We start from the raw sequence: 22,254 nt of genomic DNA on the forward strand, positions 1-22,254 counted from the left end.
GCCTCTGGACCCGCGCCCCGGCGCTTGCCGCCACAATGGCGCGATGGACGCCTCGACCCACTTCCGCCTCTACGCCGAGCGCCGCGCGCGCCTGGCCTCGCAACTCGGCCCCGGTGGCATCGCCATCGTGCCCACCGCGCTGGAACGTCCGCGCAACCGAGACACCGACTTCATCTACCGGCACGACAGCTACTTCTACTACCTGAGCGGCTTCGCCGAGCCGCAGGCCTGGCTGTTGATCACCGCCGAGGGCCGCACCACGCTGTTTTGCCAACCCAAGGACCTGGAGCGCGAGATCTGGGATGGCATCCGCCTGGGCCCCGAGGCCGCGCCGGCCGCGCTGGGCGTGGACGAGGCCTTCTCCGTCGCCGAACTCGACCAGCGCCTGCCACGGCTGCTGGAGAACCGCGCGGTGGTCTGGTATCCCTTCGCCACCCACGCGGGGCTGGAAGGCCGCATCGATGGCTGGCTGCAGAAGGTGCGCGCGCGCGTGCGCTACGGTGCCCTGTGCCCCGAAAGCCAGCGCGACCTGTGCACCCCGCTCGACGAGATGCGCCTGGTGAAGGACGCGCACGAGCTGGACATCATGCGCCGCGCCTCGCGCATCAGCGCGCGCGGTCACATCCGCGCCATGCAGCGCAGCGCCGCCATGCTGCGCGCCGGCCAGGACGTGCGCGAGTACCACCTCGACGCCGAGCTGCTGCACGAGTTCCGCCAGGGCGGCTCGCAGTACCCGGCCTACGGCAGCATCGTGGCGGCCGGCGCCAACGCCTGCATCCTCCACTACCGCGCCGACGCCGCGCCCATCCGCGACGGCGAGCTGGTGCTGATCGACGCCGGCTGCGAGCTCGACGGCTACGCCAGCGACATCACGCGCACCTTCCCCGCCAATGGCCGCTTCACCGGTCCGCAGCGCGCGGTCTATGAACTGGTGCTGGCCAGCCAGGACGCCGCCGTCGCCGCCACCCGGTCCGGCGCGCGTTTCGTCGGCCCGCACGAGGCCACCGTCAAGGTGCTCGCCCAAGGCCTGCTCGACCTGGGCCTGCTCGACAGGAACAAAGTCGGCACGGTGGACGACGTGATCGCCCAGCGCGCGTATTTCCCGTTCTACATGCACCGCACCGGCCACTGGCTGGGCATGGACGTGCACGATTGCGGCAGCTACGTCGAGCCGTCCGAGGTCGGCCAGGTCAGTGAGCGCCAGGACCCGCTGTCCGGCGAGACCATCAAGGACCGCCCCAGCCGCATCCTGCGCCCGGGCATGGTGCTCACCATCGAGCCGGGGCTGTACATCCGCCCCGCCGAAGGCGTGCCCGAACGCTTCTGGAACATCGGCATCCGCATCGAGGACGACGCCGTGGTCACCGAGACCGGCTGCGAGCTGATCACCCGCGACGTGCCGGTGGCGCCGGATGCCATCGAGGCCCTGATGCGGGGCTGAGCCGCCTACTGCAGCGTGCGGTGCTCCGGCAGGAGGGGCATCAGCCCGGCGGCGGGCACCGCGGCGCCGCCCAGTTCCAGCAGCCAGCGCGAACTCAGCCGGCCCAGCAACACCCGCATGGGCCGCGACAGCGCCGGGTGCTGCGCCAGTTCGGTGAGGTTGCTCACCACCTTGCCGACCATCAGTTCGCGCTGGCACACCGGACCGCTGTGCTGGGCGCAACCGGTCATGAGCGCGAGCGTGCCGGCCAGCAGCGCCTCGACGGGCGGCAGGCTGTATTCCTCGTCGGCGTGGGTCGGAAAGGGCGGCTTCATGGGGTGCTCCGGCGGTGACAGGTCGGTCATCACATGAGAACAATTCTCATTTGCAAAGTGCGCCTCCCTTGCCCCCGCCGGCGATGGGCCCACAATCCCCCGGCCGCAACAACGACAAGGAGAGTCACATGAAAGGCGACAAGAAAGTGATTGCCCACCTTCAGGCGCAACTGAAGAACGAGCTGACGGCGATCAACCAGTACTTCGTGCACTACCGCATGCTCAAACACTGGGGCCTGGACAAGCTCGCGGGCAAGGAATACGAGGAATCGATCGGCGAGATGAAGCACGCCGACAAGCTGATGGACCGCATCTTCATGCTCGACGGCCTGCCCAACCTGCAGGACCTGGGCAAGCTCGGCATCGGCGAGGACGTGCCCGAGATCCTGCGCTGCGACCTCGCGCTCGAGCAAGGCGCGCAGGCCACCATCAAGGAAGGCATCGCGCACTGCGAGGCCGTGCGCGACTACGTCTCGCGCGACCTGCTCCAGACCATCCTGGACGACACCGAGGAACACATCGACTTCCTGGAGACGCAGATCGAGCTGGTCGAGAAGGTCGGCCTGCAGAACTACCTGCAGAGCCAGATGGGCTCGGTGAGCTGAGGCGACGCAGGGGAGAAGCCGCCCGTCGGGTGGCTTTCAAGAGGGCTTGCACAATGAATGCGATCTATTATCATTTGCAGGAGTTTCTTGGTACCCAACCCCATGATCGTCTGCGTTTGCCACCGTGTCAGTGACAAGACCATCGCCCAGTGCGCCCGGTCCGGCATGGCGTTCGACGACATCCAGCTCGAACTCGGCGTGGCCACACAGTGCGGCCAGTGCGAAGGCTGCGCGCGCTCGGTCTTTGCCGAATGCGCCCCGGGCCAAGTCGTGGCCCACCTGCAGCGACAGACCGCCGAACAGGCCCGCCAGGCCGAACGCGCCTGAGCCTGCTCGCCCGCCCTGGGCGAGCCCATTCCCCCCTTTCCAGTCACAAGCCCTTCACCCGGGACGCCCTGTGTGCGCCCCCGGGTTTCCGCGTGCCCGACTTAGAATGCGAATTCGCCTTTCGCATGGCAAAAATCAAGGCCGGAGACGTGCATGACCGCATCGAACAACCCTGAGGACAAACGCGCCGAACTGCGCCGCGCCGCGCTGCAGTACCACGAGCAGCCCCTGCCCGGCAAAGTGGCCATTGCCGCCACCAAGCCCCTGTCGAATCAGCGCGACCTGGCCCTGGCCTATTCGCCCGGCGTGGCGGCCCCCTGCGAAGAAATCGTGGCCGACCCGGTCAACGCCTTCAAGTACACCGCGCGCGGCAACCTGGTGGCGGTCATCACCAACGGCACGGCCGTGCTGGGCCTGGGCGACATCGGCCCGCTCGCCGCCAAGCCGGTGATGGAAGGCAAAGGCGTGCTGTTCAAGAAGTTCTCGGGCATCGACGTCTTCGACATCGAGATCAACGAAAAGGACCCGGACAAGCTGGTCGAGGTCATCGCCGCGCTGGAGCCCACCTTCGGCGGCATCAACCTCGAGGACATCAAGGCACCCGATTGCTTTTACGTCGAGCGCAAGCTGCGCGAGCGCATGAAGATCCCGGTCTTCCACGACGACCAGCACGGCACCGCCATCGTCGTCGGCGCGGCCATCCTCAACGGCCTGAAGGTGGTGGGCAAGGACCTCAAGGCGGTCAAGCTGGTGACCTCGGGCGCCGGCGCCGCCGCCCTCGCCTGCCTGGGCCTGCTGGTCAAGCTGGGCCTGCCGCGCGAGAACATCTGGGTGACCGACCTGGCTGGTGTGGTCTACGAGGGCCGCACCGAGCTGATGGACGAGGACAAGGTGCAGTTCGCACAGAAGACCAGCGCACGCACCTTGGCCGAGGTCGTCGCGGGCGCGGACATCTTCCTGGGCCTGTCGGCCGGCGGCGTGCTCAAGCCCGAGATGGTCAAGTCCATGGCGGCCCAGCCGATCATCCTGGCGCTGGCCAATCCGAACCCCGAAATCCTGCCGGAGGACGTGAAGGCCGTGCGCGACGACGCCATCATGGCCACCGGCCGCACGGACTACCCGAACCAGGTCAATAACGTCCTCTGCTTCCCGTACATCTTCCGCGGTGCGCTCGACTCGGGCGCCACCACCATCACGGACGAGATGGAGATCGCCTCGGTGCACGCCATCGCCGAGCTGGCGCAGGCCGAGCAGAGCGAGGTCGTGGCCGCCGCGTACGCGGGCGAGAAGCTGGCCTTCGGCCCCGAATACCTGATCCCCAAGCCCTTCGACCCGCGGCTGATGATCAAGATCGCGCCCGCGGTGGCGCAGGCCGCGGCCGACAGCGGTGTGGCCTTGCGCCCCATCGCGGACATGGCCGCCTACCGAGAGAAGCTGCAGGGCTTCGTGTTCGCCTCCGGCACCGTCATGCGGCCCATCTTCTCGGCCGCCAAGCTGGCGCAGCGCAAGCGCGTGGCCTACGCCGAAGGCGAAGAGGAACGCGTGCTGCGCGCTTGCCAGATCGTGGTGGATGAAGGCCTGGCGCGGCCCACGCTGATCGGCCGCCCGGCCATCATTGCCCAGCGCATCGAGAAGTTCGGCCTGCGTCTGAAGGAGGGGCTGGACTATGACGTGGTCAACGTCGAGCAGGACCACCGCTACCGCGACTTCTGGCAGACCTATCACCGCATGACCGAACGCAAGGGCGTCACCCAGCAGCTCGCCAAGATCGAGATGCGCCGCCGCCTCACGCTCATCGGCACCATGCTGCTGCACAAGGGCGAGGTCGACGGCCTGATCTGCGGCACCTGGGGCACCACCCAAGGCCACCTGCACTACATCGACCAGGTCATCGGCAAACGCGCGGGCGGCAGTCCCAGCACCGCGCAGGACGTGCGCGTGTATGCCTGCATGAACGGGCTGATGCTGCCGGGTCGCCAGGTCTTCCTCGTCGACACGCACGTCAACCACGACCCCACGCCCGAGGAGCTCTGCGAGATCACGGTCATGGCGGCCGAAGAGATGCTGCGCTTCGGCATCCAGCCCAAGGCCGCCTTGCTGTCGCACTCCAGCTTCGGCTCCTCCAACGAGCCCTCGGCCGTCAAGATGCGCCGCACGCTCGACCTGCTGCGCGAGCAGGCACCCTGGTTGGAAGTGGACGGCGAGATGCACGGCGACGTGGCGCTGGACCCGGTCGCGCGCGCCGCGCTCATGCCCAATTCCACCCTCAAAGGCGTGGCCAACCTGCTGGTGCTGCCGAACATCGACGCGGCCAATATCGCCTACAACCTGCTGAAGACGGCGGCCGGCGGCAACATCGCTATCGGCCCGGTGCTGCTCGGCGCCGCTCAGCCGGTGCACATCCTGACGCCCAGCGCCACCGTGCGCCGCATCGTCAACATGACGGCCCTGACCGTGGCGGATGCCAACGTGGCACGTTAGGGCGTTCAGGCAAAGCGGGCGCTAACTTTTTTTGACGGTTTTCGCCCCGCCGACTGCCTGTTTTTTAGGCAGTCGCTTGCGTTTTGGCGCCGGTTAGGGCACACTCTCGCGCTTGAATTCAGGGTTAACCCCAGGGCATTGGCCCAGGGTTGACCCGCATCAGGAGCAAGCCAACCTCATGGATTTGCGGCGGGTACGCCAGCACTGGGGCAGGGGAAAAGCCGGCTTATTTGCGGCTGTCGCGGCCACCGTGGTCGCCAGCGCAAGCACCTTTTTGGTGCAGGCCCGCGGCCCCGAGTCCTCCGTCCTCGCCCCTGCCGCGTCCATGTCGGTATCGGCCCTGCCTACGCAGGGTCAGCAGGTTCTGGGCCAGATCCGCCAGGGTGGGCCCTTTCGCTACGAAAAAGACGGCACGGTCTTCTTCAACCGCGAGGGCCTGCTGCCCAGGGAACAGCGGGGGTACTACCGGGAATACACCGTACCCACTCCGGGTTTGAACCACCGGGGAGCGCGGCGTATTGTGTGTGGCGGCGCGCAACCCGCCGTACCTGATGCCTGCTATTACACCGAGGACCACTACTCGAGCTTCAAGCGCATCGTGCAGTGAGCCTCCGAAGATCGATCGGTATTTCAACCTTTGACTGTGAAAGAGACGCGGAGATGGACACGCCACTTCGTAATGTGCGACCCAACATCGTTCAGTCGATTCGCGCCTATGGCGTGAAAGACCTGCAAGCGGCGGCCGAGTACCTCGGCCACCACTTCCTCTACGCCAACCTGGCCAAGGCGCAGAGCAAGCAGGATGTGCTGGAGTTGATCGCCGCCCAATACACCTTGCCGGCGCACTTCGGCAAGAACTTCGATGCGCTGTACGACTGCATGACCGACATGGTCCACAAGTCCGGCCCGCAGACCGGTTTCATCGTGGTGCTTGAGCACATCCCGGCGCACAGCAAGTTTGACAAGGAAGCGCGCGAGCAGCTGCTCGACATTTTCCGCGACGCCGCCGACTACTGGAGCGACCGCAAGATCCCGTTCCGCTGCTTCTATTCCTTTTCGGTGGCGCGCAGCCCCAAGGGCGAGGAGCCGATCGAAGTGCAGAACGAGGAGCCCATGCCGACGGACAAGATCCTCGACGTGAGCCCGCAAGCGCTGCGCATGAGCAGCCCGTTCAACGCCGGGTACTGGCTCGCCGCGGCGTAACCCGGGCGCTCCCCGCCGCGCCTGCGGCGCATCCCCTCACAGGGGACGGAGCCGACGGACCGGCAGGGCCGGACCCTTGGCACCACAGGAAGGCCGCGACACCCGTCGCGGCCTTTTTCATGCCTGCGTGGCTTGAGCCAGCGCCACGTACTCGGCCACCGGCACTTCTTCGGCCCTTCTCTGCAGATCGAAGTTGCCGCCGGCCTGGCGCTGCTCCAGCCACTTGCCCAGGGTGTGGCGCAGCAGCTTGCGGCGCTGGCTGAAGGCGACCTGCACCAGCTCGGCCAAGTGCCTCGGATCGAGAACCGGTGGCTCGGCCAAGGGCAACATGCGCACCACGGCGCTGTCGACGCGCGGCGGCGGATCGAAGGCCTCGGGCGGCACGAACAGCACGTTTTCCATGGCGTAGCGCCACTGCAGCATCACAGACAGGCGCCCGTAGTCGGCCGTGGCGGGCGCGGCGACCATGCGGTCGATGACCTCCTTCTGCAGCATGAAGTGCTGGTCCTGCACGGCCGCGACGTGCTCGAGCAGGTGAAAGAGGATGGGCGTGGAGATGTTGTAGGGCAGGTTGCCGACCACCCGCAAGGGGCCGGACGCGGACGCGCGCAGGGCGCTGAAATCCACCTGGAGCACGTCGGACTCGACCACGTCGAGCTGACCGTGGTCGCGCAGCCGCGCCGCGAGATCGCGGTCGAGTTCGATCACCGTCAAGCGGCCGAGCCGCTCCACCAGCGGCTGCGTGAGCGCCGCCAGGCCCGGGCCGATCTCGACCATGGGCTGGCCCGGGCGCGGATCGATCGCGCGCACGATGGCGTCGATGACGCCGGTGTCGGTGAGGAAGTGCTGCCCGAAGCGCTTGCGCGCGATGTGCTTCACGGCTGCGGGTCTTCGCGCATCTCGACGTAGGCGCGCGAGCGCACGTCGCGCGCCCACAGCGCCAGCGCCTCGTCCATCTTCTGCTCGCGCACGACCATGCGCAGGCGCTCGCGCTGCTGCTTTTCGTCGAGTTGCACGTTGCGGCGCTCGTCGACGCGAATGAGGTGCACGCCGAAGCGCGAGACGATGGGTTCGGACACTTCGCCCGGGCGCAGGCGGTTCATGGCCTCTTCGAACTCGGGCACGAACTGGCCGGGCAGGGCCCAGCCCAGGCTGCCGCCGTTGGCGGCCGAACCGTCCTGGCTGTTCTCGCGCGCCAGCGTTTCGAAATTCGCCGTGCCGGCCGCGATGCGCTGGCGGAAATCGCTCAGGCGCGCGATGGCGGCCTCGGGCGTGAGCTGCGCGCTCGGCCGCAGCAGGATATGGCTGGCGCGCGTCTGCGTCACGCTCATGGAGGGCATGCCGGCCTGGCGCTTGTCGTTCACCTTGAGCACGTGAAACCCGGCCGGGCTGCGCAGCGGGCCGGCGATGGCGCCCGGCGCCAGATTGCGCGTGCTGCTCACGAAAAGATCGGGCAGCCGGCTGGCCGCGCGCCAGCCGAACTCGCCGCCGTTGACGCGCTCGGCGGCGTCGGAGAATTCGCGCGCGAGCGCGGCGAAGTCCTCGCCAGCGCGGGCGCGCTCGGCCACGCGCTGCGCGCGCGCCTGGCGCTCGGCCACCAAGGCCTCGCTGGCGTTCTCGGGCACCAGCACCAGCACGTGGCTGAGGTTGAGCTCGAGGTTCTCGACGCCGCTGCTGCCCTTCTGCTCGCGCAGGTATTCGTCGATGTCGGCGTCGGTCACGCGCACGCGCGAATCGACTTCGCGGTCGCGCAGGCGCTGCAGCAACTGCTGCTGGCGCAGCTCCTCGCGGAAGCGGTTGATGTCGTAGCCGTCGGCGCGCAGCCGGCGGCGGAACTCTTCGTGGCTCAGGCTGTTCTGGGCGGCGATGTTCTGCTCGGCCTGGTCGATCTCGGCGTCGCTCACGCGCAGTCCGCTTTCGCGGGCCAGGTGCAGCTGCGCGCGCTCGTTGATGAGCTGCTCGACCACCTGGCGCAACAGCACCTCGCGCGGCGGGGCGTTGGTGATGTTGCGCTGCGCGATGGTCTGCTCGACCTGGCGCAGGCGCTGGCGCACCTCGTGGTTGGTGACGGGCTCGGAATTGACCAGGGCGACGATGTAGTCGGCCGTGCGGTTGCCCGCGGCGGGCGCGGTGGCCGAGGGCAGGGTGAGGCCGCCCGGGGTGCGCAGGGTCTGGGCCGGCACGGCGGCGGACCACAGCAGGGCCAGGCCCAGGGCAAGAGCGGTCAGGAAGGGGCGGTCAGTCATAACGTTGGAACCGGCTCGGCGGGTTGATTTCTTCGCGCAGGTATTGGTAGCGCGGTACGTTGTCCCTGAGGGTCTGCAGCGGGTTGGAGCCGAGGCGCGTGAAGCCCGTGAATTCGAGCTGGAACAGGATGCGTTGGTTCGCCGAGGCCGCGCTGCGCTGGAGCCTTTCGAGCACCACGCGCCCGATCCAGCAGCCGGCATCGTACTCAAAGCCCGCCACCAGATCGACGATCTTGCGGTCGGGCACGCTGTAGTTGACGCGGCCCACGCCATACCACTGGCCGGGGCCGAGGGCCTGGCCGGGCACGGCCTCGGGGCTGCGGCCGAAGATGCCGCTCAGCGGCCACTGCCAGCCGATGTCGAACTGCTCGGAGGCGCCGCGCTGCAGGCGCCAGGCGGCGCTGAGCACGCGGTAGGGCCCGGGCGTGTAGCGCGCGCTCACGGTGGTGCGCACGGACTCGTTGCTGCTCGGGTTGTACTGGAAGGTGGTGTCGAACAGCCAGCGCGGCGTCCACTGCACGCGCGCGGCCAGCAGCACGTCGCTGAACCGCTCCTGCACGGGGGTGCCGCCGGGCAGCGTGACGTCCTGGTCGGCCAGCAGGTAGCGCTGCGCGATGCCCAGGCGCACGATCTCGGCGCCGGTGCCGGGGTCGAGCAGGCGCGAGCTCACGCCCAGGGTGACGCCACGCGTATCGGAGATGCGGTCGTTGCCGGTGAAGACGTTGTCGGAGTAGATGGTCGCGAGGTTGAAGTCGGTCGCGGCCGAGTCGTAGTTGGGCAGGAAGCTCTGGTCGCGGTACGGCGTCCAGGTGAAGTAGGCGCGCGGCTCCAGGGTCTGCAGGAAGGCGCGGCCGAAGTAGCTGGCGTCGCGCTCGAACACCAGGCCGCTGTCCAGGCTGACGGTGGGCACGGCGCGCGAGGCGCTGCGCTGGCCGTTGGCCAGCGGCTGGTCGAAGTTGTACTGCGTGCTGTGCAGCCGCGCGCGCGGCTCGATGAACCAGCCCGGCGTCTGGAAGCGGTGGCTGATGGTCGCGACGGCCATCGCGCGCTCGCCGTTGGGCTGGCCGGTGAGCAAGGGATCGGACTCGAAGCGCGTGTACTCGCCGTAGAGCGACACCGCGCCCCGGCCCGACAGGCCGCCCCAGTTCAGGTCGCTCAGACCGTAGTTCAGGCCCAGCGAGGGCAGGCGGTCGTAGGGCGGCGTGATCGGCGTCTCGATGTCCTGCAGCGTCTGCCAGGTGTAGACGCCGGCCGAGGCCGACCAGGGGCCTCGGCCCCAGCTGAGCACGGCGTCGCTGGGCAGCAGGCGCTGGGTCAGCGTGGCCGAGGCGCGCGGGAAGTCGCGCCAGTAGTTGTCGTCGCTCACCCGGTTGAGGTTGAGCGACAGGCCGGAGCTGCCGCCGCCGCCCAGGCGGTTGAGGGCGTTGGTGAGGGTCTGCGTGTGCTGCAGCGTGTAGCTCCAGCGGTCCTCGCCGCGCAGGCGGTCGGAGGGCATGAACGAGCCGCGCAGGCGACCGGTGTAGTCGGGCTGCAGGTAGCGGAACTCGGCGCCGATGTCGATCCCGCGCTTGGTCATCAGCGTGGGGAAAAGCGTCAGGTCGTAGTTCGGCGCCAGGTTGAGGTAATAGGGCAGCGTGAGCTCGAAGCCACTCAGGTTGTCCAGGTTGATGGCCGGCGGCAGCAGGCCCGACTTGCGCTCGTCGCTCAGCGGGAAGGTGAAGTAGGGCGCCCCCAGGATGGGCACGCCCTTGAATTCGAGCGCGCCGCCATAGGCCGTGCCGACCTGCTCCACGTTGTCGAACTCGATGCGGTTGGCGCGCACCAGCCAGGCCGGCATCCAGTCGGCGCCCGGCACGCGCGGGCAGGTGCTGTAGCGGGCCTGGTGCGCGGTGGAATGGTCCTGGTCCTGGAAGTCCATGCGCGCGGCGTCGCCGCGGCCGTTGTTGTTGAGCAGCTCGAACTGCGGCTGGTCGAAGTAGCCCTTGAAGGTGTCCACGTTGAGCCGCAGCTCGGGGCCCATGAACCGGTCGCCGCTGCGGTTGACGAGCACATTGCCCTCGGCGTGGGCCTCGCGCGTGCCGTCGTCGAAGCTCAGGCGGTCGGCGCGGATCACGGTGTCGTGGCGGCGCAGCTCGGCCTCGCCCTCGACGGTGGTGGACTCGCCGGTGTGGCCTTCGATGCGCTGGCCGGAGACGAACGTGGGCGTCTGGCTGCGCACGTCGGCCGGCAACTGCTCCTGCAGACGCAGGCTGGGGCGCAGCGTGAGGCCCTTGTCCTGCGCCTGTGCAGCGCTGGCCAGGCAGGCGCCGACCACCGCCACGGCCACCGGCGCGAGCGCGTACCGGACGGGGGAACGAGACGGAAGGGTGCGGCGTTTCAAGATCGGGCCCGGCGGCGTTCGGGCCGCGCACGCTGGCGTTGGAGGCGTTTGTAGAATCCGCCGGATTATTCCACGGGGCCCGTCGCGGGCCTGGCGCCCAGCCCCCCCACCTCCCCCAACCATGACCCCGCCGCCGACGACCGTCGCGTGGGCCGACCCGCAGCGCGAGGCGGCCTTCCATACCTGGCTCGCGCCGCTGGCGCGCCAACACCACCTGCTCCCCGCCAGCCTGCGCCCGGCCTCGGCCGACGCGAGCTTTCGCCGCTACCTGCGGCTGGACGACGCGGCCGGCGGCAGCGCGATCGTGATGGACGCGCCGCCCGACAAGGAAAACAGCGAGCCCTTCGTGCGCATCGCCGAGCTGATGCGCGCGGCCGGCCTGCGCGTGCCGCAGGTGCTCGATTGGGATCGGGCCCACGGCTTCCTGCTGCTCGACGACCTGGGCACGCAGACCATGCTGGACGTCATCGACGCCGCGCAGCCCCAGGCCAACGCGGACCTCTACCGCGACGCCCTGGCCGCCTTGCTGCCCTGGCAACAGGCCAGCCGCCCCGGCGTGCTGCCGCCCTACGACGAGGCCGTGCTGCGCCGCGAACTGCAGCTCTTCCCCGACTGGTACCTCGGACAACACAAGGGCATCACCCTGGACGACAGCCAGCAACAGGTGCTGCACAAGACCTTCGACCTGATCGTGGCCCGCGTGCTGGCCATGCCCACGGTCTACGTGCACCGCGACTTCATGCCGCGCAACCTCATGGTGCTGCGCGAACGCGGCGACACGCCGGCCACGCAGCTCGGCGTGCTCGATTTCCAGGACGCGCTGCACGGCCCCATCGCCTACGACATCGCCAGCCTCATGCGCGACGCCTTCCTCAGCTGGGAGGAAGACTTCGTCATCGATGTCACCGTGCGTTACTGGGAACAGGCGCGCAAGCTCGGTCTCATGGATTTCGAGGACTGGCACGCCGACTTCGGCGCCTTCTACCGCGCGGTGGAGTGGATGGGCCTGCAGCGCCACCTCAAGGTCGCGGGCATCTTCGCGCGCCTCACGCTGCGCGACGGCAAGCCCAAGTACCTGGCCGATGCGCCGCGCTTCATCGCCTACATCCGCGCCACCGCCCACCGCTACCGCGAACTGGCGCCGCTGCTGCGCCTGATCGACGGGGTGGAAGGCCTGCAGGCGGCCAGCGGCTGGTCCTTCGGCAGGGCATGAGGCCATTGCCGCGCGGCGCCGCTGGGTGAGTCCGCTTCTCGCACCGCGAAGGGTTCACATGCCACGCTTTTTCTGCGACGCGGCGCTCGCCCCCGGGGCCGAGCTCGCGCTGCCCCCGGGCGCCGCGCGCCATGTGCAGGTGCTGCGCCTGCAGCCGGGCGAGGAAATCACCCTGTTCAACGGCGAGGGCGGCCAGTGGTCGGCGCGCATCGCGCGCATGGGTCGCAGCGAGGTCGCGGTGCGCGTGGAGGCGCACGAGGCCACCGAGCGCGAGGCGGCGCGCGAGGTCACGCTGGCCATCGGCATGCCCGCCAACGAGCGCATGGACTGGCTGGTGGAGAAGGCCACCGAGCTGGGCGTGGCGCGGCTCGCGCCGCTGCACACGCAGCACGGCGTGCTGCGCCTGTCGGGCGAGCGCGCACTGAAAAAGCAGGCGCACTGGCGGGCCATCGCGCAGGCCGCCTGCGAGCAGTGCGGCCGCAACCGCGTGCCCACCATCGAACCGGTACGCGACTTCGCGGCGTTCCTGCGCGAGGCCGCTGGCGCGCGCGTGGTGCTCTCGCTGGCCGAGGGCGGCGCGCCCGCGCCCCAGGCGCTGCGCGGCGAGGCGCCGCTCACGGTGCTGATCGGCCCCGAAGGCGGCTTGAGCGCCGCCGAGGATGCGCAGGCCCGTGCGGCGGGCTTCGCCCCCACGCACCTGGGCGCGCGCGTGCTGCGCGCCGAGACTGCGGCCCTGGCGGCGCTGACGCTCGCGCTCGCCTGAGCCCGCGCGCGGCCCGGCTCAGGCCGCCCGAGGCGCCAGCCGGAACACCGCCACCGCCTGGCTGAGGCGCTCGGCCTGCTCCTTCAGGCTCTGGGCGGCGGCCGCGCTCTGCTCCACCAGCGCCGCGTTCTGCTGCGTCATCTGGTCCAGCTGGTTCACCGCCACGTTCACCTGCCCTATCCCCTCGCTCTGCTCGCCCGCCGCCGCCGTGATCTCCCCAATGATGTCGCTCACCCGCTGCACCGAGCCCACGATCTCGCTCATCGTCTGCCCCGCATCGGCCACCAGCCTCGAGCCCGCATCCACCCGCTCCACGCTCGCACCGATCAAGGCCTTGATCTCCTTGGCCGCCTCCGCGCTGCGCTGGGCCAGGTTCCTCACCTCCCCCGCCACCACCGCAAAGCCCCGGCCCTGCTCGCCCGCCCTCGCCGCCTCCACCGCCGCGTTCAACGCCAGGATGTTCGTCTGGAACGCGATCCCATCGATCACACCAATGATGTCGTTGATCTTGCGCGAGCTGTGGTTGATCTCGTCCATCGTCGTCACCACCTGCGAGACCACCGTGCCCCCACGCGCGGCCACCTCCGCCGCCGTCGCCGCCAGCTGGTTCGCCTGGCGCGCCGAGTCCGCGCTCTGGCGCACCGTGCCCGTCAGCTGCTCCATGCTCGCCGCCGTCTCCTGCAGGTTGCTCGCCGTCTGCTCCGTGCGCGCGCTCAGGTCCTGGTTGCCCCGCGCGATCTCGCTGCTCGCCACGCCCAGGCCACCCACGCCCTGGCGGATCTCGCCCACGATGCGCGCCAGACCCTCCTGCATGCGCGCAATGCCCGCGAGCACGCGCGCCGTCTCGTCGCGGCCCAGGGCCTGCACCCGAGCGGTGAGATCGCCCGCCGCCACGCGCTCGATGGCGCGCGCCGCTTCGTCCAGCGGCCGCGTGATGCGCCCGCTGATCACGTAGCCCAGTCCCAGGGCCAGCCCCAGCACCACCAGCGCGGCCAGCACGGTCGCGCGCACGGCCTGGCGCTGCAGGCGGGCCAGGGCGTCCACCATGCCGTCCACCCGGCCGCTCACCGCCGCGCTGATCTCATTGAAGGCCTCGTCGGCCGCGCGCACGTCGTTCTTCGCCGGCTCCAGGGCCCGGTTGGCGCGCCAGGGGTCGTTGATCTCGCCGCGGTTGATGCCGGTGTGGATGGCGTTCACCGCGTCGCGGTACTGCCCCAAGCCCGCGGCCATGCGGTCCAGCGCCGCCTGCTCCGCCGGCAGCAGCATGGGCCGCAGCTGCGCCAGGCGCGCCAGCCCCGAGGCCACCTGGGCCGTCCAGGCCTGGTGGTAGCGCTCCAGCGCCGCCTCGTCGGCCAGGTTGAGGAACAGGTCCTTCTCGAAGCGGCGCATGTTGCCCACATCGGCGCGCACCTCGCCCAGGGCGCGCAGGGCGCTCACCTCGGTCTGCACCAGCCGCTGGCTGGCCGCGACGGCGCGGTCCAGGCTGACGAAGGCCGACGCGGCCACGGCGAAGATGCCCAGCGCGCACAGCGCGAGCAGCAGCGCCAGCTTGGCGCGAACGGAAATGTGGGACAGCCAGTTCATGGGGGAACACCGATCAGGGACAACCCGGCACGCGCGGGTGCCGACCCCCGCTTCTTCGGAGGCGCCTCCCGCATCTTGAGGACCGCCCGTCGCGGCGACGCCTGCCTGGCATCCGTCATTGGCCTGACACATGTGCCGTGGCTGCTTTCATTTCCATAGCGGTCGGCTCGCCCAGGTGTCGTCCGCACGACAGGCCATTGGCCCCGCCGCCGCCGGGGCCGGGGGCCGCGACTGTATAAACGCTCGCTTATGAACCGCAACCTCTGGCTCCTGGCCGCCGCCCAAGGCCTGTTCCTCACCAACAACGTGGTGTTCATCACCATCAACGGGCTGGTGGGCCTGGCGCTGGCGCCGCTGGGCTGGATGGCCACGCTGCCGGTGATGGGCTATGTGGTGGGGGGGGCCCTGAGCACGCCGCTGGTGGCGCGCGCGCAGCGCCGCTTCGGGCGCCAAGCCTCGTTCCAGCTCGGCCTGCTGGTGGCTCTGCTGTCGGCGCTGCTGTGCGCCTGGGCCATCTCCCGCGGCTCGTTCGGGCTGCTCATCCTGGGCACGGTGGTGGCGGGCTACTACAGCGCCAACGGCCAGCTCTACCGCTTCGCGGCCGCCGAACTGGCGGCGCCGGCCTTTCGCGAGAAGGCGGTCTCGCTGGTGCTGGCGGGCGGGCTGATCGGCGCCGTGCTCGGTCCCAACCTGGCGGCGCGCACGCGCGGCCTGACCGAGGCGCCCTTCGCCGGCGCCTACCTGGCGCTGACCGTGGTGGCCCTGCTGTCCATGGCGGTGATGGCCTTCGTGCGCTTTCCCCCCGTGCCCGCGCGCGCGGCCGACGCGCCGCAGGGCCGGCCGCTGGGCGAGATCGTGCGCCAGCCGGTGTTCATCGTCGCCGCGCTGGGCGCCGCCCTGGGCTACGGCGTGATGAACCTGCTGATGGCGGCCACGCCGCTGGCCATGCAGGTCTGCGGCCTGCCCTTCGAGGACGTGGCCCTGGTGCTGGAGTGGCACGTGATCGGCATGTTCGCGCCCGGCTTCTTCACCGGCCACCTGATCCGCCGCTTCGGCGTGCTGCCCATCATGGGCGTGGGCGTGGCGCTCAACCTGGCCTGCGTCGCGGTCGCGCTCTCGGGCGTGGACCTGCACCAGTTCCTCATCGCCCTGTTCCTGCTCGGCGTGGGCTGGAACTTCCTCTTCACCGGCAGCACCACGCTGGCGCTGCAGGCCTGGCGCCCGGAGGAAAAGGACCGCGCCCAGGCCGCCATCAACTTCGGCGTGTTCGCCACCATGGCGCTGACCTCCTTCGCGTCGGGCGCGCTGGTCACCACGCAGGGCTGGACCTGGCTCAACCTGGGCTCGCTGCTGCCGGTGGCGCTGCTGGGCCTCTCGCTGCTCTGGCTTGCCCGCCGGCGGGGGGCCGCCCACAATGCCGCCTGACGCGCGGAGCGGTTCCGCGCCCTGGAGCAATACATGGGACTTCTGGATGCAATGCTGGGCGGATCAGGCAACGGCTCGAACGCGGCCGGTGGCTTCGACGCGCAGCAGGTGATGGCGCTGGTGGCGCAGCTGCTGCAGCAATCGGGCGGCATCGAGGGCCTGCTGGCCAAGCTGCAGGCCGGCGGCCTGGGCGAGGCCGCGCAGTCCTGGGTGGGCACGGGCGCCAACCAGCCGGTGTCGGGCGAGCAGCTCGGCGGCGCCCTGGGCCCCGACCTCATGGGCGCGCTGGGCGGCCTGCTCGGCGGCAACGGCCAGCAGGCCTCGTCGGTGCTGGCGCAGGTGCTGCCCGGGCTGATCGATCAGCTCACGCCGCAGGGCCGCGTGCCGGCGGCGGGTGACGCCAGCAACAACCCCCTGGACGCGCTCGGCGGTCTGCTGGGCGGCGGCGCCGGAGGGGGCGGTGGCCTGGGCGATCTGGGTGGCCTGCTGGGCGGCCTGATGCGGCGCTGAGGCGGCGCCGCCCGGGGCCGGCCGGAACCGACCCCAGCGGGGCGCTCAGCCCCGCGCGGGCGCCAGGCGGTCCAGCCACTGCCGCAGGGTGTCGAACACCGCGGCGTTGTCGCGCTCGTTGAAGATCTCGTGGTACAGGCCGTCGAAGCGGCGCGCCACCACCATGGGGGCCGGCGCGGCGTTCGCGAAGGCCACGCTGCCGGCCGGGTTCACCAGGTGGTCATCGCCGGCGAACATCAGCAGCGTGGGCACCGGCCAGCGCGGCGCCGCGGCGCGCACCCGGGGACCGTTGTCGTCGATGAACCGCGCCAGCCGCGCGCTGATGCGGTCGTGCACGCGCCGGTCGCGCTGGTAGGCCTTCACCACGGCCGGGTCGTGCGAGATCTTCTCCGCGTCCAGCCCGTTGCCCAGGGTGGTGTCGGGCGACAGCCGCATCATCAGCCCGATCAGCCAGCGCTTGAAGCCCGAGAGTCCGGCGTCCAGCGCGGGCGAGGACAGCACCAGCGCGTCCACCCGGGCCATGCCACGCTGCACGAAGGTGGCGCTGACCAGGCCGCCCATGCTGTGGCCGAGCAGGATCAGCGGGCAGGACCAGGGCTCGGCGATGTGGCGTCGTGTGTCGTCCACCATTTCTTGCAGGTCGTCGAGCAGGGCGTCGTCGTCGGGCAATACGCCGGGGGCGCCGCCGGAGTCGCCGTGGCCGCGCTGGTCGTAGGCGCGCACGAAGAAGCCCCATTCGTTGAGGCGGTGCGCCAGGTCGTTGTAGCGCCAGGCGTGCTCGCCCAGACCGTGCACGATGAGCACCACGCCGCGCGGGCGCACGCGCGAGGGCAGGGGCCAGTCGTAGAGCGCGAGGTTGAGGCCGTCGCGGGCGGTGAACGGGGCTTGCGTGGTGTCGCTCATCTCTTCATCGTCCGTCGGCGTTCGCCAAACGCGCCGCGCACGACGTGCGCAACCGGGCAAGGCCACGGCCGCGGCTTGGCCGGGCCGCAGGCATTGCCCCCTTGAGGGGGTCGCGCGGAGCGCGGCGGTGGTGTTCCATGCTAGGGCATGCGGGCGATGACCTGGGCCACGCTGGCGGTGAGCCGGCGCGCGTAGTCCAGGTGCAGGAACTCGTTGGGCCCGTGCGCGTTGCTCTTGGGGCCCAGCACGCCGCAGACCATCATCTGCGCCGTGGGAAAGCCCTGGCTGAGCAGGTTCATGAGCGGGATGGTGCCGCCCTGGCCGATGGTGCCGCAGGCGGCACCGAAGTGCGCCTGCGAGGCGTCCTGCAGGGCGCGCTCAAACCAGTCGGTGGTGGGCGGCGCGTTCCAGCCGCTGGCCGCGCCCTCGCCGGCGAAGGTGACCTTGGCCTGGTAAGGCGCGTTGTCCTCCAGCAGGGCCTTGAGCTCCTGCACGGCGGCGGCGGCGTCCACCAGCGGCGGCAGGCGCAGGCTCAGCTTGAAGGCCGTGTAGGGACGCAGCACGTTGCCCGCGTCCTTGAGCGCGGGAAAGCCCTCGGCGCCGGTGACGCTCAGCGTGGGGCGCCAGGTGCGGTTGATCAGGGCCTCCACCGGGTCGGTGGTGGTGGGCAGGGCGAACAGGGTGCTGCCACCGCAGTCGTGGTGGGCCCAGGGGAAGCGCTTGTAGATTTCGTCGCCCAGGATGGCGGCGGTGGCGCGCGCCTGCTCCAGCCGCTCGGCCGGCACCTCGCAATGGAAGCTGGCGGGCAGCAGGCGGCCGGTGGCGCTGTCCTCCAGCCGGTCGAGCACCTGGCGCAGGATGCGAAAGCTCGAGGGCACCAGGCCCGAGGCGTCGCCCGAGTGGATGCCCTCGGTGAGGACCTCGACCTTGAGCACGCCGGCGGCCATGCCGCGCAGGCTGGTGGTGAGCCAGAGCTGGTCGTAGTTGCCGGCGCCGCTGTCCAGGCAGATCACCAGGCCCACGTCGCCCAGGCGCGGCCGCAGGGCGTCGACGTAGGGCAGCAGGTCGCCGGAGCCGCTTTCTTCGCAGGTCTCGATGATCCCCACGATGCGCGGGTGCGCCACGCCCTGCGCCTGAATGGCCTGGATCGCCGCGACGCTGGCGTAGACCGCGTAGCCGTCGTCGGCGCCACCGCGGCCATAGAGCTTGCCGTCGTCGATCTTGGGCGTCCAGGGGCCCAGGTCGCTGCGCCAGCCGGTGAACTCGGGCTGCTTGTCCAGGTGGCCGTACATCAGCACGGTCTGGCCCGAGGCCGGGGCGGGCGTGCCGTCCTGGCCCGCGCTGGCCGGCAGCTCGAAGAACAGCACCGGCGTGCGCGGGCGGCCGTGCGCGTCGTTCAGGCGCACGATCTCCAGCCTGAGCCCGGGCACGCGCTGCGCGCCCACCCAGTCGGCGGCCGATTGCAGCACACGCTCGAGCAGGCCGTGGGCGGCCCAGTCGGCGTCGAAAGCGGGGGATTTGGCCGGGACGGCCACGTAGTCGAGCAGCGCGGGCACGATGCGATCGCGCCAGCTGGCATCGACATGGGATTGCAGGGCCGCCGCGTCGAGCGGCAGCGGCTGGGGCAGGCGGGCGTTCATGGCGATCTCCATCGGGATCGCCCCGGTGTGGGCACGCTGCCCCTCCCAGGTGAACCCTGGGGGGAGTATAGGCAGGAGCGGCGCCGCGCGACGGCGCCGCGCGGCCGCTTCCTCAAGCTGTGGTACGGAAGCGGCCCACCACCTGAGCCAGCTGCTCGGCCTGCTCCTTCAGGCTCTGGGCGGCGGCCGCGCTCTGCTCCACCAGCGCCGCGTTCTGCTGCGTCATCTGGTCCAGCTGGTTCACCGCCACGTTCACCTGCCCTATCCCCTCGCTCTGCTCGCCCGCCGCCGCCGTGATCTCCCCAATGATGTCGCTCACCCGCTGCACCGAGCCCACGATCTCGCTCATCGTCTGCCCCGCATCGGCCACCAGCCTCGAGCCCGCGTCCACCCGCTCCACGCTCGCACCGATCAAGGCCTTGATCTCCTTGGCCGCCTCCGCGCTGCGCTGCGCCAGGTTCCTCACCTCGCCCGCCACCACCGCAAAACCCCGGCCTTGCTCGCCCGCCCTCGCCGCCTCCACCGCCGCGTTCAACGCCAGGATGTTCGTCTGGAACGCGATCCCATCGATCACACCAATGATGTCGTTGATCTTGCGCGAGCTGTGGTTGATCTCGTCCATCGTCGTCACCACCTGCGAGACCACCGTGCCCCCACGCGCGGCCACCTCCGCCGCCGTCGCCGCCAGCTGGTTCGCCTGGCGCGCCGAGTCCGCGCTCTGGCGCACCGTGCCCGTCAGCTGCTCCATGCTCGCCGCCGTCTCCTGCAGGTTGCTCGCCGTCTGCTCCGTGCGCGCGCTCAGGTCCTGGTTGCCCCGCGCGATCTCGCTGCTCGCCACCTCGATGCCCTGGCTGGACTGGTGCACCTGGCCCACCAGCGCGCGCATGGCGTTCTGCATGGTCGCCAGGGCACCCACCAGGCTGTGCGGGTAGGCGCTCTCGGGCATGGTGCCGGTGAGGTCGCCGTCGGCGATGCGGTGCACGGCCTGGCGCGCGGCGGCCGGGTCACCGCCCAACTCCTGGCGCAGCGTGCGCACCACCATGAAACCCAGGCCCACCGCCACCGCCACCGCCAGCAGGGCCAGCGACAGCGCGACCACGCGCGCGCGGTCGGCGCTGGCGTTCACGGCCGAGTGCGTCTGCGCCGACAGCTCGCGCGAGGCCTTCACCTGCTCCAGCAGCGCGCCGCGCAGCTTGCGCCAGGCCGGCGTCTCTTCGGCATTGAGCGCCGCCACCGCTTCGGCGGCGCTGGTCTTGACCAGCGTCAGCACCTTGTCCTGCGCCTTCGCCTGCTCGGCGCGCAGTCCGGCCAGCGGCGCCAGCGCGGCCTGGGCCGGCGTGTCGCGCGCGGCCTCCAGCGTGCCCTTGTGCGCGGCGTCGAATGCCTCGCGCGCGGCCTCCAGGTTCTTGAAGGCCTGCGGGTTGCTCGGGTCGAGCACGATGTTGCGCAGGGCCTGGCCCATTTGCAGGCCCTGGGCGTACATCTCCTGCACACCGCTGGCCACGGCCTGTTCGGTGTTGATGTACCGGTCGAACTGCGACTGCGTCTGCGTGAGCGACCAGATGCTGCCGCCCAGGCCAGCCACGAACAACACGGCCGGCGCCACAAAGGCCAGCACGAGGCGTTGGTTGAAGTTCATGGCGGGCGCCTCACGCCGCGACGCGGAACACCTGCACCGCGGCGGCCAGGCGGCCGGCCTGCTCGCGCAGGCTTTCGGCCGCGGCCGCGCTCTGCTCCACCAGGGCCGCGTTCTGCTGCGTCATCTGGTCAAGCTGGCCGACGGCGGTGTTCACCTGGCCGATGCCGTCGCTCTGCTCCTGCGCGGCCGTGGTGATGTCGGTGACGAAGGCCGAGATCTTCTGCGCGTTGTCCACGATCTCGCCAATGGTGCTGCCGGCCTGCGCCACGAGTTGCGTGCCGGTCTGCACCTTGTCCACGCTGTCGCCGATCAGGGACTTGATCTCCTTCGCCGCCTCGGCGCTGCGCTGCGCCAGGCTGCGCACCTCGGCCGCCACCACGGCGAAGCCGCGGCCCTGCTCGCCGGCGCGCGCGGCTTCCACGGCGGCGTTGAGCGCCAGGATGTTGGTCTGGAAGGCGATGCCGTCAATGACGCCGATGATGTCGCCGATCTTCTGGCTGCTGGACTGGATTTCCTGCATGGTGGTGACCACCTGACCCACCACTTCGCCGCCGCGCGCGGCCACCTCGGCGTTGGCCGCCGCCATGGCACTGGCCTGGCGCGCGGCGTCGGCGCTCTGGCGCACGGTGCCGCTGAGTTGCTCCATGCTGGCCGCCGTCTGCTGCAGGTTGCTGGCGGTCTGTTCGGTGCGCGAGCTCAGGTCCTGGTTGCCGGTGGCGATTTCCTGCGAGGCGGTGCCGATGCTGTCGCTGCTGTGGCGCACGTCGCCGACGATGCGCGACAGCGAGGTCTGCATGCGGCCCAGCGAGCGCAGCAGTTCGGCGAGTTCGTCGCGGCCCGTGGCCTGCACCGGGCGCGTGAGGTCGCCCTCGGCGATGGCGTCGGCCAGGTGGCGCGCCTGGTCCACGGGCGCGCAGATGCTGTGCATGTTGGCCAGGGTGGTGGGCACCACCACCAGCGCGGCCAGCGCCAGCGCGACGCCGAAGATCCACAGGGTCTGCTGGCTCGCCGCCTTGCCCCGCGCGCTCAGCGCGGCCACGTCCTCGCCCATCACCTGCTCCACCTGGGCGAGCAGGTCCGTCAGGGCCTTGTGCTGCTCGTGCGCCCGCCCGAGCATGCGGTTGGCGATGGTGGCCGTTTCATAGCCGCCACTCTCCAGTTGGTGCGACACCGGTTCGATCGCGGCCATGTAGGCCTTCAGCCGCTCCTGCGCCTGGGTCACCAGCGCGTCGCGCGAGGCATCGCGGCCGGAGAGCAGGCTGTCCATGGTCACGGCCGTCTTGTCGGCCTCGGTCTTCCAGCGCGCCTTGGCCGCGACCACCAGGTCGGGCTTCTCGTAGGCAATGATCATGTCCTTCTCATGGCGCGTCATGGCGCCCATGGAGGCCTTGAGTTGCGAGAGGGCGAGCGTTTCCTGGTACGCGCGCTCGGTGAATTCGGTGGCCACATGCGAGAGGCGCCACATGCCCCAGAGGCCGGCGCCGCCGACGGCGCCCAGAAGGGCCAGCACCACGGCGATCGCGCCGATCATGCGCTGGCGCACGGTGAATTGCCGCATGAATGCTTGCATGTCTGTCTCT

At 70.4% G+C, this 22,254-nt stretch carries 18 protein-coding genes and 1 pseudogene; 10 read left to right on the plus strand and 9 right to left on the minus strand.

Features of this window, described 5'->3' with window-relative positions:
• Positions 1-43: 43 nt before the first annotated feature.
• Positions 44-1,441 (plus strand): aminopeptidase P N-terminal domain-containing protein, encoded by a 1,398-nt coding sequence (locus tag SOM08_RS22275; RefSeq protein ID WP_116960121.1) that lies wholly within the window; start codon positions 44-46, stop codon positions 1,439-1,441.
• Positions 1,442-1,446: 5 nt separating this feature from the next.
• Here SOM08_RS22275 and SOM08_RS22280 read toward each other — a convergent pair whose 3' ends face one another.
• Positions 1,447-1,755, minus strand: coding sequence for a hypothetical protein (locus SOM08_RS22280; RefSeq protein ID WP_147326252.1), 309 nt, complete (start codon positions 1,753-1,755; stop codon positions 1,447-1,449).
• Between the two features lie 128 nt (positions 1,756-1,883).
• On the opposite strand from SOM08_RS22280, the gene bfr reads away from it, so the two are divergent.
• The 5 genes and pseudogenes from bfr to SOM08_RS22305 all read left to right on the plus strand — a co-directional run.
• Complete coding sequence (bfr, locus tag SOM08_RS22285; RefSeq protein ID WP_116960123.1) at positions 1,884-2,360, plus strand: bacterioferritin; 477 nt, start codon at positions 1,884-1,886, stop codon at positions 2,358-2,360.
• 102 nt (positions 2,361-2,462) lie between these two features.
• Complete coding sequence (locus SOM08_RS22290) at positions 2,463-2,687, plus strand: (2Fe-2S)-binding protein (RefSeq protein ID WP_116960124.1); 225 nt, start codon at positions 2,463-2,465, stop codon at positions 2,685-2,687.
• A 153-nt stretch (positions 2,688-2,840) separates the two neighbouring features.
• On the plus strand, positions 2,841-5,168 hold the full coding sequence (locus SOM08_RS22295) for an NADP-dependent malic enzyme (RefSeq protein WP_116960125.1): 2,328 nt from the start codon (positions 2,841-2,843) through the stop codon (positions 5,166-5,168).
• Between the two features lie 178 nt (positions 5,169-5,346).
• The gene (locus SOM08_RS22300) at positions 5,347-5,775 is read left to right on the plus strand and encodes a ribonuclease domain-containing protein (protein ID WP_116960126.1); all 429 of its coding nucleotides are present in this window, start codon (positions 5,347-5,349) and stop codon (positions 5,773-5,775) included.
• Positions 5,776-5,828: 53 nt separating this feature from the next.
• A pseudogene (locus SOM08_RS22305) lies at positions 5,829-6,224 on the plus strand (barstar family protein); the annotation flags it as partial.
• A 264-nt stretch (positions 6,225-6,488) separates the two neighbouring features.
• On the opposite strand, the gene rsmA reads toward SOM08_RS22305, so the two are convergent.
• The 3 genes from rsmA to SOM08_RS22320 are packed head-to-tail and all read right to left on the minus strand — an operon-like array spanning position 6,489 to position 10,997.
• Positions 6,489-7,250 (minus strand): 16S rRNA (adenine(1518)-N(6)/adenine(1519)-N(6))-dimethyltransferase RsmA, encoded by a 762-nt coding sequence (gene rsmA, locus SOM08_RS22310; RefSeq protein WP_322469784.1) that lies wholly within the window; start codon positions 7,248-7,250, stop codon positions 6,489-6,491.
• The gene (locus SOM08_RS22315; RefSeq protein ID WP_116960128.1) at positions 7,247-8,617 is read right to left on the minus strand and encodes a peptidylprolyl isomerase; all 1,371 of its coding nucleotides are present in this window, start codon (positions 8,615-8,617) and stop codon (positions 7,247-7,249) included. The genes rsmA and SOM08_RS22315 overlap by 4 nt, the downstream gene beginning before the upstream one ends.
• Positions 8,610-10,997, minus strand: a complete 2,388-nt coding sequence (locus SOM08_RS22320; protein ID WP_116960129.1) for an LPS-assembly protein LptD — start codon at positions 10,995-10,997, stop codon at positions 8,610-8,612. Before SOM08_RS22320 ends, SOM08_RS22315 begins: the two co-directional genes overlap by 8 nt.
• A gap of 121 nt (positions 10,998-11,118) precedes the next feature.
• Between SOM08_RS22320 and SOM08_RS22325 the strand changes: the two genes are divergently transcribed.
• A complete protein-coding gene (locus tag SOM08_RS22325; RefSeq protein WP_116960130.1) occupies positions 11,119-12,210 on the plus strand; it encodes an aminoglycoside phosphotransferase family protein in 1,092 nt (363 codons plus the stop codon).
• Positions 12,211-12,268: 58 nt separating this feature from the next.
• A complete protein-coding gene (locus SOM08_RS22330; protein WP_322469785.1) occupies positions 12,269-12,973 on the plus strand; it encodes a 16S rRNA (uracil(1498)-N(3))-methyltransferase in 705 nt (234 codons plus the stop codon).
• An 18-nt stretch (positions 12,974-12,991) separates the two neighbouring features.
• Here the strand turns inward: SOM08_RS22330 and SOM08_RS22335 are convergent, their stop codons facing one another.
• Positions 12,992-14,557, minus strand: a complete 1,566-nt coding sequence (locus tag SOM08_RS22335; protein WP_322469786.1) for a methyl-accepting chemotaxis protein — start codon at positions 14,555-14,557, stop codon at positions 12,992-12,994.
• Between the two features lie 249 nt (positions 14,558-14,806).
• Here SOM08_RS22335 and SOM08_RS22340 point away from each other — a divergent pair, with 249 nt between their 5' ends.
• Positions 14,807-15,982, plus strand: a complete 1,176-nt coding sequence (locus tag SOM08_RS22340) for an MFS transporter (RefSeq protein WP_070399713.1) — start codon at positions 14,807-14,809, stop codon at positions 15,980-15,982.
• Between the two features lie 33 nt (positions 15,983-16,015).
• Positions 16,016-16,492 carry a YidB family protein gene (locus SOM08_RS22345; protein WP_116961063.1) on the plus strand — a complete coding sequence of 159 codons (477 nt, stop codon included), beginning with the start codon at positions 16,016-16,018 and terminating at the stop codon, positions 16,490-16,492.
• Positions 16,493-16,537: 45 nt separating this feature from the next.
• On the opposite strand, the gene SOM08_RS22350 is transcribed toward SOM08_RS22345, so the two are convergent.
• The 4 genes from SOM08_RS22350 to SOM08_RS22365 all read right to left on the minus strand — a co-directional run bounded on the left by SOM08_RS22350 (position 16,538) and on the right by SOM08_RS22365 (position 22,244).
• The gene (locus tag SOM08_RS22350) at positions 16,538-17,395 is read right to left on the minus strand and encodes an alpha/beta hydrolase (RefSeq protein ID WP_116961064.1); all 858 of its coding nucleotides are present in this window, start codon (positions 17,393-17,395) and stop codon (positions 16,538-16,540) included.
• A 140-nt stretch (positions 17,396-17,535) separates the two neighbouring features.
• Entirely contained in the window at positions 17,536-19,035 is a 1,500-nt protein-coding gene (locus SOM08_RS22355) for a M20 family metallopeptidase (protein WP_322469787.1), read from the minus strand.
• Between the two features lie 112 nt (positions 19,036-19,147).
• The gene (locus SOM08_RS22360) at positions 19,148-20,674 is read right to left on the minus strand and encodes a methyl-accepting chemotaxis protein (protein ID WP_322469788.1); all 1,527 of its coding nucleotides are present in this window, start codon (positions 20,672-20,674) and stop codon (positions 19,148-19,150) included.
• Positions 20,675-20,684: 10 nt separating this feature from the next.
• Positions 20,685-22,244, minus strand: a complete 1,560-nt coding sequence (locus tag SOM08_RS22365) for a methyl-accepting chemotaxis protein (protein WP_116961069.1) — start codon at positions 22,242-22,244, stop codon at positions 20,685-20,687.
• Positions 22,245-22,254 lie beyond the last annotated feature (10 nt).

The organism is Hydrogenophaga sp. SNF1 (genome assembly GCF_034421675.1).
Classification (GTDB): domain Bacteria; phylum Pseudomonadota; class Gammaproteobacteria; order Burkholderiales; family Burkholderiaceae_C; genus Hydrogenophaga; species Hydrogenophaga borbori.